Source organism: Streptomyces sp. NPDC048361, from assembly GCF_040651795.1.
GTDB lineage: Bacteria > Actinomycetota > Actinomycetes > Streptomycetales > Streptomycetaceae > Streptomyces.
Genome location: NZ_JBEZKW010000001.1, coordinates 93,739 through 109,121, shown reverse-complemented (window position 1 = coordinate 109,121; position 15,383 = coordinate 93,739). Strand labels below are relative to the sequence as shown.

Annotated in this window: 17 protein-coding genes; 4 read left to right on the top strand and 13 right to left on the bottom strand. The window is 70.9% G+C overall.

What is annotated here, in order from left to right:
* Positions 1-51 precede the first annotated feature (51 nt).
* A complete protein-coding gene (locus AB0D31_RS00510) occupies positions 52-1,101 on the top strand; it encodes a nitronate monooxygenase (protein ID WP_362715233.1) in 1,050 nt (349 codons plus the stop codon).
* 71 nt (positions 1,102-1,172) lie between these two features.
* The gene (locus AB0D31_RS00505) at positions 1,173-2,105 is read left to right on the top strand and encodes a tyrosine-protein phosphatase (RefSeq protein WP_362714898.1); all 933 of its coding nucleotides are present in this window, start codon (positions 1,173-1,175) and stop codon (positions 2,103-2,105) included.
* 421 nt (positions 2,106-2,526) lie between these two features.
* On the opposite strand, the gene AB0D31_RS00500 is transcribed toward AB0D31_RS00505, so the two are convergent.
* The 8 genes from AB0D31_RS00500 to AB0D31_RS00465 all read right to left on the bottom strand — a co-directional run bounded on the left by AB0D31_RS00500 (position 2,527) and on the right by AB0D31_RS00465 (position 9,969).
* Positions 2,527-2,883: a hypothetical protein gene (locus AB0D31_RS00500; protein WP_362714895.1), complete on the bottom strand. Its 357-nt coding sequence runs from the start codon at positions 2,881-2,883 to the stop codon at positions 2,527-2,529.
* 115 nt (positions 2,884-2,998) lie between these two features.
* Entirely contained in the window at positions 2,999-4,138 is a 1,140-nt protein-coding gene (locus tag AB0D31_RS00495; protein ID WP_362714893.1) for a hypothetical protein, read from the bottom strand.
* Positions 4,138-4,677, bottom strand: a complete 540-nt coding sequence (locus AB0D31_RS00490) for a hypothetical protein (RefSeq protein ID WP_362714890.1) — start codon at positions 4,675-4,677, stop codon at positions 4,138-4,140. The genes AB0D31_RS00495 and AB0D31_RS00490 overlap by 1 nt, the downstream gene beginning before the upstream one ends.
* 103 nt (positions 4,678-4,780) lie before the next feature.
* Positions 4,781-6,619, bottom strand: a complete 1,839-nt coding sequence (locus AB0D31_RS00485) for a DEAD/DEAH box helicase (RefSeq protein WP_362714887.1) — start codon at positions 6,617-6,619, stop codon at positions 4,781-4,783.
* Positions 6,620-6,739: 120 nt separating this feature from the next.
* Positions 6,740-6,943: a cold-shock protein gene (locus AB0D31_RS00480; protein WP_053727847.1), complete on the bottom strand. Its 204-nt coding sequence runs from the start codon at positions 6,941-6,943 to the stop codon at positions 6,740-6,742.
* A 321-nt stretch (positions 6,944-7,264) separates the two neighbouring features.
* On the bottom strand, positions 7,265-8,425 hold the full coding sequence (locus AB0D31_RS00475) for an acetyl-CoA C-acetyltransferase (protein ID WP_362714884.1): 1,161 nt from the start codon (positions 8,423-8,425) through the stop codon (positions 7,265-7,267).
* Between the two features lie 35 nt (positions 8,426-8,460).
* Positions 8,461-9,075 (bottom strand): TetR/AcrR family transcriptional regulator, encoded by a 615-nt coding sequence (locus AB0D31_RS00470; RefSeq protein WP_362714881.1) that lies wholly within the window; start codon positions 9,073-9,075, stop codon positions 8,461-8,463.
* A 105-nt stretch (positions 9,076-9,180) separates the two neighbouring features.
* Positions 9,181-9,969 (bottom strand): SDR family oxidoreductase, encoded by a 789-nt coding sequence (locus tag AB0D31_RS00465; protein ID WP_362714879.1) that lies wholly within the window; start codon positions 9,967-9,969, stop codon positions 9,181-9,183.
* A gap of 54 nt (positions 9,970-10,023) precedes the next feature.
* Here AB0D31_RS00465 and AB0D31_RS00460 point away from each other — a divergent pair, with 54 nt between their 5' ends.
* Together AB0D31_RS00460 and AB0D31_RS00455 are read left to right on the top strand one after the other, a co-directional pair.
* Complete coding sequence (locus AB0D31_RS00460) at positions 10,024-11,193, top strand: acyl-CoA dehydrogenase family protein (protein WP_362714876.1); 1,170 nt, start codon at positions 10,024-10,026, stop codon at positions 11,191-11,193.
* Entirely contained in the window at positions 11,190-12,305 is a 1,116-nt protein-coding gene (locus AB0D31_RS00455) for an acyl-CoA dehydrogenase (protein ID WP_362714874.1), read from the top strand. Before AB0D31_RS00460 ends, AB0D31_RS00455 begins: the two co-directional genes overlap by 4 nt.
* A gap of 39 nt (positions 12,306-12,344) precedes the next feature.
* On the opposite strand, the gene AB0D31_RS00450 is transcribed toward AB0D31_RS00455, so the two are convergent.
* The 5 genes from AB0D31_RS00450 to AB0D31_RS00430 form a co-directional block, all read right to left on the bottom strand.
* A complete protein-coding gene (locus AB0D31_RS00450; protein ID WP_362714871.1) occupies positions 12,345-13,064 on the bottom strand; it encodes an SDR family oxidoreductase in 720 nt (239 codons plus the stop codon).
* Positions 13,065-13,130: 66 nt separating this feature from the next.
* On the bottom strand, positions 13,131-13,625 hold the full coding sequence (locus AB0D31_RS00445; RefSeq protein WP_362715230.1) for a pyridoxamine 5'-phosphate oxidase family protein: 495 nt from the start codon (positions 13,623-13,625) through the stop codon (positions 13,131-13,133).
* Between the two features lie 85 nt (positions 13,626-13,710).
* The gene (locus AB0D31_RS00440; RefSeq protein WP_362714868.1) at positions 13,711-14,274 is read right to left on the bottom strand and encodes a HutD family protein; all 564 of its coding nucleotides are present in this window, start codon (positions 14,272-14,274) and stop codon (positions 13,711-13,713) included.
* On the bottom strand, positions 14,271-14,615 hold the full coding sequence (locus tag AB0D31_RS00435; protein ID WP_362714866.1) for a VWA domain-containing protein: 345 nt from the start codon (positions 14,613-14,615) through the stop codon (positions 14,271-14,273). Before AB0D31_RS00435 ends, AB0D31_RS00440 begins: the two co-directional genes overlap by 4 nt.
* Positions 14,616-14,708: 93 nt before the next feature.
* Positions 14,709-15,332 carry a LysE family translocator gene (locus AB0D31_RS00430; protein WP_362714863.1) on the bottom strand — a complete coding sequence of 208 codons (624 nt, stop codon included), beginning with the start codon at positions 15,330-15,332 and terminating at the stop codon, positions 14,709-14,711.
* Positions 15,333-15,383 lie beyond the last annotated feature (51 nt).

The following is a 15,383-nucleotide window of genomic DNA, read 5'->3' as shown; positions in this document are numbered from 1 at the left end:
CGCAATGGGCCTCGTGTCGAGCCACCTATCGAGCCACGCAATGGGCCCCGCATCGAAACGGCGCTGACCGAGCTGGTGGGCGTCCGGCATCCGATCGTGCAGACCGGCATGGGCTGGGTGGCCGGCCCCCGCCTGGTCTCGGCCACCGCGAACGCGGGCGCCCTCGGCATCCTGGCGTCCGCCACGATGACGGTTCCCGAGCTGAGGCGCGCGGTCCGGGAGGTCGCGTCCCGTACCGCGGCGCCGTTCGGGGTCAATCTGCGGGCGGACGCCGCCGATGCCCGCGAGCGGGTGCGGATCATCATCGACGAGGGGGTGCGGGTGGCGTCCTTCGCGCTCGCCCCGTCCCGCGAACTCATCGCCGAGCTGAAGGACGCGGGCGTCGTCGTGATCCCGTCCATCGGCGCCAGGCGGCACGCCGAGAAAGTCGCGGCGTGGGGCGCGGACGCGGTGATCGTGCAGGGCGGCGAGGGCGGCGGCCACACGGGCGAGGTGGCGACCACCGTGCTGCTGCCGCAGGTCGTCGACGCCGTGGACATTCCGGTGATCGCGGCGGGCGGTTTCCACGACGGGCGGGGCCTGGTGGCGGCGCTCGCCTACGGCGCGGCGGGCGTGGCCATGGGCACCCGTTTCCTGCTGACCTCCGACTCGACGGTCCCCGACGCGGTGAAGGCCGCGTACCTGAAGGCCACGGTGAAGGACGTCACGGTGACCACGGCCGTGGACGGACTGCCGCACCGCATGCTCCGCACGGACCTCGTCACGACCCTGGAGACGGCGGGTCGCGTCCGGGCGCTGACCCACGCGATACGCCGGGCCTCGGGTTTCCGGAAGATCTCCGGTCTGAGCTGGGCCCAACTCGTCCGGGACGGCCTGGCAATGAAACACGGCAAGAACCTGACCTGGAGTCAGACCCTGCTGGCGGCGAACACCCCGATGCTGCTGAGGGCGTCCATGGTCGAGGGTCGTACGGATCTCGGAGTGATGGCCTCGGGCCAGGTCGCCGGGGTGATCGAGGACCTCCCCAGTTGCGGGGAACTCGTCACCCGGGTGATGGCCGAGGCGGCGCAGGTGCTCGGCGCTCTGCCGTCGGTGGAGTGAACCCCCCTTTTCCAGCAGGGAGTTGCTGACCCATGAAGCCTCACCCCCGCCCCCGCCTCCACCGTCAGCCGGTGACACGTGCCAGTTCCGTGGCGATCGCGGCGGTCGCCGTCGCCGGCCTGACGGTGGGCCTCCTGCCCGCGGCGGCGAACGCGTCGGCGTCAACGTCGGCGTCGGCGCCACCCCGCGCGGGCGCGTCCCAACGGTCCGTCTCCCCCATCCACCAGGTCGTGCTCCAGGGCGCGGTGAACGTACGTGACCTGGGCGGGTACCGGACCTACGACGGCGCCCAGGTCCGCTACGGCCTCGCCTACCGCGCCGACGCCCTGAACAAGGCGACGGACCCGGACCTCTCGACGCTGGCGCGGCTCGGCCTGCGCGAGGTGGTCGACTTCCGGGTGCCGCTTGAGCTCCAGTACGACGGCCCCGACCGGCTGCCGGCCGGGGCGGCCCCGACGTCCCGCCCGGTCACCGACAGCGGCCTGTACGCGCAGATGCTGTCCGCGATCGGGTCCAAGGATCCGGCGACGCAGGACGTGATGCTGGGTCACGGCAGGGCGGAGGCGCTGATGCGCACCGAGTACCAGGCCTTCGTTTCCGATCCGGCGGCGCGGGTCCAGTTCGGGGCGACGCTGAAGGACTTGGCGACGTCCCGGGGGCCGGTGCTCTTCCACTGCACGTCGGGCAAGGACCGTACGGGGTGGGAGAGTTACGTGCTCCTGCGCGCGGTGGGGGTCCCGGCGGCGACGGCGGAGCAGGACTATCTGGCGTCCAACGGGTTCCGCGCGGCGGCGGACGCGGGGGTGCGGGCGGGGCTGAAGCAGGCGGGGATCATGCAGAACCCGGACCTGCTGATCCCGCTCCAGGAGGTCCGGAGCGACTACTTGAACGCGGCACTCGCCCAACTCTCTTCCCAGTACGGCGACCTGTACGGCTACCTCACGCGGGGCCTGGGTCTGACCCTGAAGGACCTGACGGCCCTCCGCACCCACCTGGTCCCCTGAGCCCGACAACAGATCACGGCCCGCGGGTACCCGCCCGCGCAGTTCCCCGCGCCCCTGGCTAGGTCAACCTTGCCAGGACGCCCGGCACTGGCGTCCCTCCCCCTTGCCAGGGCCCCGGCATTGGCATCCCTCATCCTAGGCAGGGCGCGCTTGATCTCGGCAGAACGAGCGCCTTTCGGGCGCGAACGGGGCCTGGGGCAGAGCCCCAGGTCCTGAACCCCAGCCCCCTTTCCCGCCCCCGGAGGGTTTCGGGAAGGGGTGGGGTGGGGTGGGGCATCCCCCGGGGTCTTGGGCGGAGCCCCAGGAACCCCCGGACTTCGAGTGCAGACCGTGCTGGGGCATCCGCGCAGTTCCCCGCGCCCCTAGTAGGTGCCCCGGAGCCGCAGCCTCCGCCCCCGCCCACCGCCGCGGAGCCGGGGTGTCAGGGGCGGTCCAGGCGGAAGTCGGGGCATGTGTCCGGGTCGGAGTTCTCGTACAGCACCGTCCTCGACGAATCCGCCGCGATCGCGAGCCGATCGACCGTGTCACCCGAGATCCAGTCGTGCGGCTGCGTGAAGGAGAGCCGGACCAGCGGACCGCCCTGGGACCCGGCGTCGAGCTCCCACGTGCCGGAGCCCTTGAACGTCTTGCCCAGCTCCGCACGGTAAGTCGAGCCCGTGGGCCAGCCCTCGACCGTGAGGGTGCCCCCGCTCCACCCCGGGACGGACGACAGCGTGAGAACGGCTCCCCGCGCCTCGTAAACCCCCCGGTACGTCCCGGCCAGATCCCCGGTGCCCACGGCCGAACTCCCCGCCGGGACACAGCGCTCGGTCGCCCCGCAGCCCGTAAGCCCGAGAGCCAACAATGGGAGGGTCGCAGCTATCGCGGCCATACGCAGAGAGCAGCTCATAGCTTTACTTTCTGCCGGCCGGGATGCGCTCGGTCCAAGTGATTTCCTGGCGCACGGTAGAGAGAACACCCTCATCTCGATTGGTCTTCTTGAGCCAGTCGTAGTAGCCGATGTAGTGCAGGAAGGATTCATTGCTGGTCGCGTTCTTCAACTTGTACTGCACGACCAGAGAACCGTCGGGGTCCTGCCCGCGAATCTGATAGTCCAGCGAATAGGATCCGACGAACGCCTCGCCGAGGTGCTTCGGGTCATCGGTCGCAATCGCCGGAAGGTCCGTCGTGATCAGCTTCTCGAGGGCGCCTACCTTCCCGCCGGCGGAGATGGAGTACTGCACGGTCCCCTGGGCGTTCCCCTCCTTGCGCCACTGATCGGCCGTGTCGGCCCGGAGCTGCTCCATGCTCTCGCTCGCACGGATCAGTTCCGTCATGGTGTCCCCGGCGTTGTAGTCCCGCTCCCGCGGACCCTCGCCCAGAAGCCATCCGAAACCCAGGTCGTATGGATCGTCCTTGGAGGCCACGGGATAGGGCGACTTGCCCTGCATCGCTCGGTTGAGGGCGTTGTACTCGTCATAGCCGATGGTGTTGGTGGTGTCGATGTTGCTGTGCTGGGGATTGCCGTTGAACCACGGGTCGACTCCTATGTCCGACATGAGGCTGAACGACAGGTTCTGGTCGGCGGCAATCCCTCGTTTCACGATGTCCACGAGCTCGCGCTGAGCGTTCTGGATCGCCTTGTCCTCATCGGAGTCCTTGTCGATGGGTATGCACTGCCCATGGACCACCGTCGTGGATACGGTCCCGTCGGCAGCGACGTGAAGCCCCGAGGCGCTCGCCCGGCCGATCGCGGCGTGCAGATCCGCTCGCACCGACTCCAACTCGCCCAGAGCGTCGTCCAACACGCCCACCACGGCCGCCGCGACCTTGGTGGCGTTTTCGAGTTGGCGCTCGATGTCGTCGATCATGCGCCACGCGTAGGGGGCCGCGGCACCCTCCCAGTACCCCTTGTTCCGCAACGGCTGGAGTATCTCGTCATGGACTCGCTTGCCGAGTTTCCCGATCTCGCGGTGCGAGGTACGCCACTGAGTGGCGAGCTTATGGAGCGGCCCGAGATCAGTGTCCAGTATCTCCTGGTAGAACGAAGACATCAGTACCTCTCGAACGGCGATCGAGGACTCTTGACACCCCTGAAGGCCTCATCAATGGCCGCATCGGTCTTGGTGTAGTCCTTAGCCCCCGCGCGCAGACTCGCCGCGATCTGCGCAAGCCAGCCGGCCACCGTGCCGGCCTGGGTCTCCCAGTGTGTGTGAGCGGTCTTCAGTGCCAACGCCGTCTCCCAGCCCTCCATGGCCGAGGCTGCGGCCAGCGCCGGGGCTTCCAGCGCTGCGGCGGGTTTGGTGAATGCGGTATGGATCTCGTCCGCCCTTCCCGCGGCCCCCGTCAGGATTGACGGCTCGATCTTCAGCCGCTCGCCTTCCTGGCGCCGTCCGGCCTGAGGAGCCGGCTTCAGGAACGGAGACGGTTGCTGAACCGGGTTCGGCTGTAGCGGCCGGACGGCCAACGGATCGGCGTAACTGTCAGCAGAAGGCGCTACCGTCGTGCCGGCCGCCCAGGGAGCGTGGTGTTTGTCCAACTCCTCGGGCGTGAGCGGCAGTTGAGACGGTTCGGGCAGCTTGTCGTCGCTCACGTGCGGTCCCCCCTGATGATCAGCATGCGCTGGGCACCCTAACCCTCAGTACGAGACCGCCCAAACCCGTTGAGTGACGAGACGGAGGGCTGCGCGGAAAAGCTCAGGCCCCCGACCGCCCCGTGCCGGACTGGCCGCGGCCTCGGCCGGCCTGGGGGGAGCGAGACGATGCGCCCCGGCCGCCCTGGCCGGAGCCCTGGGTCCGCGTGCCCTGGGTACGGCCCGCGCCGCCCTGCGTGCGAGCAGCAGCACCACCCTGCGTACGCGATGCGCCCGCCTGCGTGCGAGCGGCACCGCCCTGCGAACGGGCAGCGCCACCCTGGGTACGGCCGCCGGCGCCCTGTGTGCGGGACGCGGCGGACTGAGCGCGGGGCGTGGCGGACTGAGCGCGGGGCGTGGCGGACTGAGCGCGGGGCGTGGCGGACTGAGCACGGGGCGTGGCGGACTGAGCGCGGGGCGTGGCGGCCGGGGCCGTGCCGCGGGTGCCCTGGCCGCCGCGGCGGCCCCGGCTGCGGCCGCCGCCGGACGCGGCCCGCTTGGGTTCCGGCTGGGCCGGGATCTCGATGACCACCGGCACGCCCGACGGCTCGCGCGCGCCCGTGAGGCGTACGAGCTCATCGGAGCTCGACTTGATCTCCGCCGTGCGGGGGCGGATCCCCGCGAACGACATGAGCTGGGTCATCTCGCGCTTCTCGTCCGGCAGGACCAGCGTGACGACACTGCCCGACTCGCCCGCACGCGCGGTGCGCCCACCGCGGTGGAGGTAGTCCTTGTGGTCGGTCGGCGGGTCGACGTTGACGACGAGGTCGAGGTCGTCGACGTGAATGCCGCGAGCCGCCACGTTCGTCGCGACGAGCGCCGTGACATGCCCGTTCTTGAACTGGTCGAGCGTGCGGTTGCGCTGCGGCTGGGAACGTCCGCCGTGCAGCCCGGCCGCCCGCACACCGCTCGCCAGGAGCCGCTTGACCAGCCGGTCCACGGAGCGCTTGGTGTCCAGGAACATGATCACGCGGCCGTCGCGCGCGGCGATCCGCGTGGTGACGGCCTTCTTGTCGGTCTCGTCCATCACGTACAGCACGTGGTGTTCCATCGTGGTGACCGCGCCGGCCGACGGGTCGACGGAGTGCACCACCGGGTCGGTGAGGAACATCCGGACCAGGCGGTCGATGTTGGCGTCGAGGGTCGCCGAGAACAGCATCCGCTGCCCGTCCGGTTCGACCTGCTTGAGGAGCGCGGTGACCTGCGGCATGAAGCCCATGTCGGCCATCTGGTCGGCCTCGTCGAGGACGGTGATGCCCACGTTCTCCAGCGAGCAGTCACCTCGCTCTATGAGGTCCTTGAGCCGGCCCGGCGTCGCCACGACGACCTCGGCGCCGCGGCGCAGCGCGTTGGCCTGCTTGGTGAGGGAGAGCCCGCCGACGACGGTGGTGAGGCGGAGGTTGACCGCGGTCGCGTACGGCGTGAGCGCATCGGTGACCTGCTGGGCCAGTTCCCGGGTGGGGACCAGGACGAGCGCGAGGGGCGCGGTGGGCTCGGCGCGCCGGCCCGCGGTGCGGGCGAGCAGGGCGAGGCCGAAGGCGAGGGTCTTGCCGGAGCCGGTGCGGCCTCGGCCGAGGATGTCGCGGCCGGCCAGCGAGTTCGGAAGGGTGGCGCCCTGGATCGGGAACGGCTCGGTCACGCCCTGCGCGTCGAGCGTCTTGAGGAGCGCGGCAGGCATGTCCAGGTCGGCGAAGGCCTCGACGGCGGGCAGCGCGGGGGTGAGGGTTTCCGGCAGCTTGAATTCGCCCTGCGGAGCGCCCGTGCTCCTGCCCTTGGCGGACTTGGCGGGCTTGGGGGACTTCGCTGCGGGCCGTCCGGACCCCTGGCGGGCACCGGAACCGGAACGTGAGCCGGCGGCGGCACCGGAACCTGCGCCGAAGCGCTTGCTGGTCGTGCGCGTCATACGGTTTTGCCTCCTGGGACAAGACAGCACAAGCCGGGACCCGCACCTGAGGGTGCGGGCCCCGGCTGCGAAATTCGCGAGCCGCTAATTCCGCGGCTGCAAAATACGCCTCGTCGGCGATTAGGCGGGGAGAATGTTCTCCGCCTGCAGGCCCTTCTGGCCCTGGGTGACCTCGAAGGAGACCTTCTGGCCCTCAAGGAGCTCACGGAAGCCGGAGGAGGCGATGTTGGAGTAGTGGGCGAAGACGTCGGGGCCGCCGCCGTCCTGCTCGATGAAGCCGAAGCCCTTTTCCGAGTTGAACCACTTCACGGTGCCAGTAGCCATGTCATTTCTCCTAAGACAGGGGCAGTTCCGGAAATCCGCGGATTTACGGATTCCTCGTCGCCGCATTGAGCCCATCCGGAGAAACCCCGGAAACAAATAATGCGCCTGAGGATCATTCCCGTCAGGCGCACATAAAGTATATGGGTACCAAAACTGCAACAGCCACCACGATAGCACGCCCCTGTGCGGGGCGTCTTTGTGGGCCGTGTTACACCCGCGCCCCCCGGTGGTGACTGTCATTCCCCCTCAGAGCCCTCGCCGACGGGTACGTCGCGCCCACTCACCCATAGGTACGTCGCTGGCCGCTCGACGGTGGTCCTCTCAGCAGAGCCGCTCGACGATGGTCACGTTGGCCTGGCCACCGCCCTCGCACATCGTCTGGAGGCCGTACCGCCCACCCGTGCGCTCCAGCTCGTGCAGGAGCGTCGTCATCAGCTTCGCGCCCGTCGCGCCGAGCGGGTGGCCGAGTGCGATCGCGCCGCCGTTGACATTGACTCGGGCGGGGTCGGCGCCGGTCTCCTTCAGCCAGGCGAGCGCGACCGGCGCGAAGGCCTCATTGATCTCGACGAGGTCGATGTCGTCGATGGTCATGCCGGCCTTCTTCAGGGCGTACGCGGTCGCGGGGATCGGCGCGGACAGCATGCGGATCGGGTCCTCGCCGCGTACCGACAGGTGGTGGATGCGGGCGCGCGGGGTCAGGCCGTGTTCGGCGACGGCACGTTCGGATGCGATGAGCAGGGCGGCCGCGCCGTCGGAGACCTGCGACGAGCAGGCCGCGGTGATCGTGCCGCCCTCCATGACCGGCTTGAGGCCGGCCATCTTGGCGAGGGTGGTGTCCCGGCGCGGGCCCTCGTCGGTGGTGACGTCGCCGCAGGCCACGGTCTCGCGCGCGAAGCGACCCTCGTCGATGGCACGGATGGCCCGCTGGTGCGAGCGCAGGGCGAACTCCTCCATGTCGCGGCGCGTGATGGCCCACTTCTCGGCGATGAGCTGCGCCCCGTGGAACTGGTTGACGGGTGCGTCGCCGTAGCGGGCGCGCCATCCCTCGCTGCCGAGGAAGGGGCCGTCGGTCAGGCCGAGCGGCTCTGCGGCCTGCCGGGAGGCGAAGGCGATGGGGATCATCGACATGTTCTGGGTGCCGCCGGCCACGACCAGGTCCTGGGTGCCGGAGAGCACGCCCTGCGCGGCGAAGTGGAGAGCCTGCTGGGACGAGCCGCACTGGCGGTCGACGGTGACGCCGGGGACCTCTTCGGGCAGGCCGGCCGCCAGCCAGGAGGTGCGGGCGATGTCGCCGGCCTGCGGGCCGACCGTGTCGAGGCAGCCGAAGACGACGTCCTCGACGGCGGCCGGATCGATCCCGCTGCGCTCGACGAGGGCCTTGAGTACATGGGCGCCCAGGTCGGCGGGGTGGACGCCGGCGAGCCCGCCGCCCCGCCGGCCCACCGGGGTGCGTACCGCTTCGACTATGTAGGCCTCGGCCATGCCAACTCCCCTTGTACGAATGCGCGTTATGCGCGTTATGCGCGTACGGCGATTCCGTCCAGGACCATCGAGAGGTACTGGCGGGCGATCTCCTCCGGGCTGTGCAAGCCGCCGGGGCGGTACCAGGACGCGGCCACCCACACCGTGTCGCGCACGAAGCGGTAGGTGAGGCGGATGTCCAGGTCGGCGCGGAAGACCCGGGCCGCGACCCCGCGCTCCAGCGTGCCCAGCCATGCCTTCTCGAACTTCTGCTGCGAGTCGGCCAGGTAGTGGAAGCGGGGCTGCGCGGCCAGGTGCCGGGACTCCTTCTGGTAGATCGCGACGGCGGCGCGGTGCCGGTCGATCTCCCGGAAGGACTCGGTGACCAGGGCCTCGATGGTCTCCCGTGGGCCGAGCTGGGCGGCGAGCACGGCGTCGTACCCCTCCCAGAGCTCGTTCAGGAAGGTCGAGAGGATCTCGTCGAGCATCGACTCCTTGGAGTCGAAGTGGTAGTAGAGGCTGCCCGCGAGCAGCCCCGCCTCGTCGGCGATCCGGCGGACCGTGGTGGCGTTGTACCCCTGGGAGGCGAACACCTCGGCGGCGGTGGCGAGGAGTTCACGCCGCCGCTCGGGCGCGGCGGTCACCTGCGTCTTCTTCTGGTTCGTCGGCACTCGTCCATTGTGCTGCTCCGGCCGGGGCCTCTCGCCGGGATCACACCTGGCGTGCTGGGCATGCCGGACGTGCTGGGCATGCCGGACTCGTCCGGCCGGGAGATCCTAGGCATGCTGGCTGCTGACGGAGACGACCTCGCCGGTCAGATACGAGGAGTAGCGGCTGGCCAGGAAGACGATGACGTTGGCGACCTCCCAGGGTTCGGCGTGGCGGCCGAACGCCTCACGTGCGGTGAGCTCTTCGAGGAGTTCGGCGGAGGTCACCTTCACCAGGTGCGGGTGCATGGCGAGGCTGGGCGCGACCGCGTTGACGCGCACCCCGTATGCGGCGGCCTCGACGGCCGCGCACCGGGTGAGCGCCATGACGCCGGCCTTCGCGGCGGCGTAATGGGCCTGGCCTGCCTGGGCGCGCCAGCCGACGACGGAGGCGTTGTTGACGATCACGCCGTCGCGGCCGGTCTCCTTGAAGGCGCGCAGGGCCGCCCGGGTGCAGCGGAACGTGCCGTTCAGGGTGACGTCGAGGACCTTGGCCCACGCTTCGTCGCTCATGTCGACGAGGGAGCAAGTGCCGCCGAGGCCCGCGTTGTTGACCACGATGTCGAGGCCGCCGTGTTCGCGGGCGGCGAGCGCGAAGAGGCTGGCGACCTGGTCTTCGTCTGTCACGTCGCAGGGCAGCGCGGCGACGCGGTGCGCGCCGAACTCGGCGGCGAGGGTCTGCTCGGCTTCTTTCAGACGGCGGGTGTGGGTGTCGCCGATGACGATGCGGGCGCCCTCTTCGAGGAGCCTGCGGGCGGTGGCCCCGCCGATCCCGGCGCCGGCCGCCGCGGTGACGACGGCGGTGCGGCCGTCGAGGAGGCCGTGGCCCGGCACGTACTGAGCCTTGTTGTCCGTCACGGCGCCACGTTAACCTACCAAACACTTGTTAGGGAAGGATGGTGTGCCGCACCCATGGACCTGGATCCCACGCCCGGCCAGGAGGCCTTCCGCGCCGAGGCGCGCGCCTGGCTCGCCGCGCACGTCCCCACCACGCCGCTCCCCTCCCTGGAGACCGCGGCAGGCTTCGCCGCGCACCGGGAGTGGGAGGCGCTGCTGGCCGGTGACCGCTGGTCGGTGGTGTCGTGGCCCGAGGAGTACGGGGGCCGGGGCGCCGACATCTTCCAGTGGCTCATCTTCGAGGAGGAGTACTTCGCGGCGGACGGGCCCGGACGTGTCTCGCAGAACGGCATCAACTTGCTGGCGCCCACCCTGTTCGATCACGCCACGCCCGAACAGCGCGCCCGCATCCTGCCGGACATGGCGAGCGGCGCGACGATCTGGGCGCAGGCCTGGTCCGAGCCGGAGGCGGGGTCCGATCTCGCGTCCCTGCGCTCCAAGGCCGTGCGTACGGAGGGGGGTTGGCTGCTCTCGGGGCAGAAGACCTGGTCGTCGCGGGCCGCGTTCGCCGACCGCGCCTTCGGCATCTTCCGTACGGACCCGGCGGCGGCCAAGCCGCACCACGGTCTCACCTATCTGATGTTCGACCTGCGGGCGCCCGGTGTGACGGTCCGCCCCATCGGCCGCCTCGACGGCAAACCCGCCTTCGCCGAGCTCTTCCTCGACGACGTCTTCGTGCCCGATGAGGACCTCATCGGCGAGGCTGGGGCGGGCTGGCGGATCGCCATGTCGACGACCGGCAACGAGCGCGGTCTGATGCTGCGCTCCCCCGGCCGTTTCCTCGCCTCGGCCGCGCGGCTCGTGGAACTGTGGCGCACGGCGGGCGACCCCGCGGACACCGCGCTGCGCGACCGGGTCGCGGACGCGGTGATCGGGGCGCGCGCCTATCAGCTCTTCACGGCGGCCAACGCCTCCCGCTTCGCCGCGGGAGAGCCCATCGGCGCCGAGTCCAGCCTGAACAAGGTGTTCTGGTCGGGGTACGACATCGCCCTGCACGAGTGCGCGCTCGATCTGCTCGGGCCGTACGGCGAGTTGTCCGACGACGCCGACGAGGCGCCCGCGCACGGGAGTTGGGCGGAGAACTACGTCTTCTCGCTGGCCGGCCCCATCTACGCGGGGACCAACGAGATCCAGCGCGACATCATCGCCGAGCGCCTGCTCGGCCTCCCGAAGGGCCGCCGATGAGGTTCCTGCTCACCTCGGAACAACTCGACTTCACGCGCTCCCTCGACGCGATGCTGACCGCCGCCGACACGCCGTCTGCCGTACGGGCCTGGGGTGCGGGGGACCCGGGGCCCGGCCGGGCCCTGTGGTCCCGCGCCGCCGACGCCGGGATCTTCGCGCTGGTGGCGCCCGATGCGTACGACGGTGTCGGGCCGAGGCCGGTCGAACTTACCCTGGCCTGCCTGGAGTTGGGGCGGCACGCGGCGCCGGGGCCGTTCGTGGAGACGGTGGCGGCGGCCGCCCTGCTCACCCGCCTGGCAGAGCTCGGCGAGCCGGGGCCGGCCAAGCGGCTGCTGCCCCCGGTCGTGTCGGGGGCCTGCATGGCGAGCGTGCTGTTCCCCGGGGCGCGCCCCTACGCGCTCGACGCGGACGCCGCCGACGCCGTCCTCGTCGTATCGGACCGTGCGAGCCGCTCGGGTGAGTCGGGGCACTCGGCCCGGCCGGGCCAGTCGGACCAGACAGACCAGTCGGAGCAGACAGACCAGTCGGACCAGTCGGACCAGTCGGAGCAGTCGGAGCAGTCGGACCAGCCGGGCCCAGAGCTGCGGCTCGCCCCCGGGCACGGCCCGGTCCAGGTCTCCGCCGATCCGGCACGGCGCCTGTCCCGTCCGCTGCCCGGGGGTGAACTCCTCGCGTCCGCAGCCGAGTTGGACGAGGCCGTCGCGTACGCCACCCTGTGGGCGCGGCTCGCGGCGGCCGCGCAGTGTCTCGGGCTCGCCCGGGCCCTGCTCGACCGGACGGTGGCGTACGTCAAGCAGCGTACCCAGTTCGGGGCGCCCATCGGCTCCTTCCAGGCGGTCAAGCACCGGCTCGCGGACACGCTGGTCGCGGTGGAGTTCGCCCGGCCGCTCCTCTACGGGGCCGCGCTCTCGCTGACTCCGGGCGATGTGGCCGCCGCGAAGGTGACCGCCGGTGAGGCCGCGTACGCCGCCGCCCGCGCCGCGCTGCAACTGCACGGCGCGGTGGGCTACACCCAGGAACTCGATCTGTCGCTCTGGCTGCGCAAGGCGCGGCCGCTCAGGGACGCCTGGGGTACGCCCGGCGAGTGCAGGGCTCTGGTCCTGGCGGGATGAGCCCCCAAGGGCCCGGCGCCGGTCCTCACGGGCGGGGCCTCAGTGGACCTGGCCGGTGGGGCGGATCACCACCTGGTTGACCTCGACCCCGGCGGGCTGTGCGAGCGCCCAGACGATGGCCTCGGCGATGTGGTCGGGGGTCATCGCGGGGCCGCCGGGGACGACGCCGGTGGGGTGGCTCGACCAGAAGGGGGTGTCCACGCGGCCCGGCGCGATGAGCGTCACACCCACGCCGGAGCCCGTGACCAGGACACGGGTGTTCTCGGCGAGCGAGGTCAGCGCGGACTTGCTGACCGAGTACATGTTCCCCGGGGTGTTCTTGATCCCCGCGGTGCTGCCCACCATCACGACGCGGCCACCGCTCTCGGTGAGCGCGGGCAGCGCCGCCTTCACCAGGACGGCGGGGCCGAGCACGTTGACCAGGAGCATCTCGCGCCAGTGCTCGGGGTCGCCGTCGGCGAGGTTGTCGTGGGTGGAGAACCCGGCGTTGGCGACGACGTGGTCGAGCCGTCCGAACGTCTTGACCGTCGCCTGGACCGCCGCGCCGATCGACGCGAAGTCGGTGGGGTCGGCGGCCACAGCCAACAGCCGGTCCCCCACGCCCAGTTCGGTCGCGAAGGAGTCGAGCCTGCCTTGGTCGCGGCCGGTGACGGCGACCCGGTGGCCGGCGCCGATGAGCCGTCCGACGGTGGCGGCGCCGATGCCGGTCGCCCCGCCGGTGACAAGAGTGACCGCGCCGCTGTCGTGTTCGCTGTTCATGAACTCCCCTGGATCCTCACATGCGTTGCATGACCAGGCGACTCTAGCCCGCGGGCCTGTGACGGCTCAGGCGTCCTCGCGGACTCCGTCGTCGCCGTTGCCGCGCCGCAGGGTGCGCAGGGCGGCGCCGGGCCGCCATACCCGTACGACCAGTTCGTCGTTCTCGACGCCGGTGCGCACGACCTCGGTCAGCTCGGCGCGGAAGAGGTGGAACGGCTCGGGTGGCTCCACGAGCGAGGCGAACCGTGCCATCACCGCGGGGTCGGTGACCTCCACGGCGCGCCCGCTGATCCGCACGTCACCGTCGGCCATCTCGGCGTCCGGGCCGGGGTTGGCCTGCACCGCGAAGCGCGGGTCGCGGCGCAGGTCGTGGGCCTTCATCGAGCCCGCCATCATGCCGAGCCACAGCTCGCCGCCCTGGAACTCCACCTCGATCCCGGTCACCCGGGGCGAGCCGTCCTTGCGCAGGGTCGCCAGGACATGGTGCTTGTACTGCGCGAACCGCGCCTGGACGGCGGACGCGAACGCGGTCTCGGTCTCCCTGAACCGCGTCCAGCCCATGGCGGTGGTGGGTGTGTGCTCGCCTGTCACGCGTTCTCCTTCGTCGTCACGACGTCTCTCCCGTCGCCATGGCTCCCAGGAAACCTCAGATACCGGGTCTCGTCGGTGCGGATGGCAGAAGTGGAACAGTGACGACGGCTGTGTGTCCCTCGGCGCGCACGGGTGTGCTTCCCTCGCCGGTGAGCACCGCGTCGTACGGAGCGAGGTGCACGCCGCCTGCGCGGGCGGGGGCGTCGAGGGCGACGATCAGGGCCGGTCCGTCGACGCGCAGCTCGCCCCGCACGACGGCGACCGAGGGCGCGGGGTGGCCTCGTCGGTACATCACGTTGAAGTTGACCACGGGGCCGGCGAGAAGCCGGCAGTCGGTGGGAGCGTCGCCGGTGAAGTGCTGGGGCACGAACCGCTGGTCCACCAGGCGGCGTCGGCCGTCCACCGTGAGGTCCATTCCGGTGCCTTCGACGACGGTGAGGATCCGGTCGACGCCGGGGAAGCCGGAGAACGGGCCGTCCTCGACGACGTCGGCGAGGCTGACGCGCCACGCGAAGTCGGCGGTCCCGGCGCCCTCGGGGTGCGCGGCGACGCCGCGGGTCACCCCGCCGCCGTTCTTCCAGGGCACGGCCACCCGGTCGGCGGCCCGCAACACCTTCACCGTACGATCCCCGCCACGCGCGCCGATCGCAGCCGGTTCGGGAACTCGCCGGGCAGCCGGTCGTACAGCTGGGCGTCGGTCATCCGGCGCGGTTCGCCTCCGGCGGCGAAGTACCCCGCGTTGTCGACGCGCCGGTATGCGGGGACGGCCGGCTCGTCCAGCCTGCGCAGGAAGTCGAACTGGTGGCTGTGCGGGTCGGACCCGGGGTGGTCGACGACGAGGTGGACGGCGGCGGTCTCGTCGTCGAGCCCGTGCTTTTCCAGGGACTCCGCGGCGCTCTTGTAGAGGGACACGAGCGCGGGGGCACGCTCCTCCACGCGCTGGAGGGACAGTGCGGGCATGCGGCGCTCGTCTCCGTTGGCTCGGCGTCCGAGGGTCGGGGGGCGTGGGTGACGAGGGTACGCCACCACGCGGGTGGTGGGTGCGGGTGCTGGTCAGCGGCTCGCGTCGGCCAGTTTCAGGCCGAGGCCCACGAAGGCCACGGCGAAGGTACGGCGCATCCAGGCCATGACCTTGGGGCGGGAGACGATGTGGTCGCGCACGCCGGCCGCGAAGGCTCCGTAGACCACGAACACGATGAACGTCATGAGCATGAAGACGGCGGAGAGTTCGAGCATGCGCGGCAGGGAGTCGGTGCTGCCCGCGGGGACGAACTGGGGCAGGAACGCCAGGAAGAACATGGACAGCTTCGGGTTGAGGAAGTTGATCAGGACGGCGGTCCAGGTGATCTGTGCCGACGAGCGCTCCTGCGGCTCGGTCCCGCTCTCGGCCTCGATCTTCATGGCGCCCTTCTCGCGCAAGGTCTGCCAGGCCAGGAAGAGCAGATAGGCGACGCCGGCCCATTTGAAGCTCGCGAAGGCCACGGCGCTGGTGTGCAGGACGGCGGCGAGACCCGCGATCGCGGCGGCGAGGTGCGGCACGATGCCGAGGGTGCAGCCGAACGCCGCCACGACCGACATGCGGAACCCCCGCGTCAGGCCCGTGCCGATGGTGTAGACGGCTCCCGTTCCCGGCGAGACGACGATGATGAACGCGGTGATGACGAACTCAACACTCATGTGGCGACACCCCTTTGATGAGCAGTCAGGACCCGACTGCCTCCTCGTCAT

Bases quoted from the DNA above. Each gene is read 5' to 3' on its own strand.
- AB0D31_RS00495 (WP_362714893.1), bottom strand. From the start codon at position 4,138: ATGTCTTCGTTCTACCAGGAGATACTGGACACTGATCTCGGGCCGCTC.
- AB0D31_RS00485 (WP_362714887.1), bottom strand. From the start codon at position 6,619: ATGACGCGCACGACCAGCAAGCGCTTCGGCGCAGGTTCCGGTGCCGCC.
- AB0D31_RS00480 (WP_053727847.1), bottom strand. From the start codon at position 6,943: ATGGCTACTGGCACCGTGAAGTGGTTCAACTCGGAAAAGGGCTTCGGC.
- AB0D31_RS00475 (WP_362714884.1), bottom strand. From the start codon at position 8,425: ATGGCCGAGGCCTACATAGTCGAAGCGGTACGCACCCCGGTGGGCCGG.
- AB0D31_RS00460 (WP_362714876.1), top strand. From the start codon at position 10,024: ATGGACCTGGATCCCACGCCCGGCCAGGAGGCCTTCCGCGCCGAGGCG.
- AB0D31_RS00455 (WP_362714874.1), top strand. From the start codon at position 11,190: ATGAGGTTCCTGCTCACCTCGGAACAACTCGACTTCACGCGCTCCCTC.
- AB0D31_RS00450 (WP_362714871.1), bottom strand. From the start codon at position 13,064: ATGAACAGCGAACACGACAGCGGCGCGGTCACTCTTGTCACCGGCGGG.
- AB0D31_RS00445 (WP_362715230.1), bottom strand. From the start codon at position 13,625: ATGGGCTGGACGCGGTTCAGGGAGACCGAGACCGCGTTCGCGTCCGCC.
- AB0D31_RS00435 (WP_362714866.1), bottom strand. From the start codon at position 14,615: ATGCCCGCACTGTCCCTCCAGCGCGTGGAGGAGCGTGCCCCCGCGCTC.
- AB0D31_RS00430 (WP_362714863.1), bottom strand. From the start codon at position 15,332: ATGAGTGTTGAGTTCGTCATCACCGCGTTCATCATCGTCGTCTCGCCG.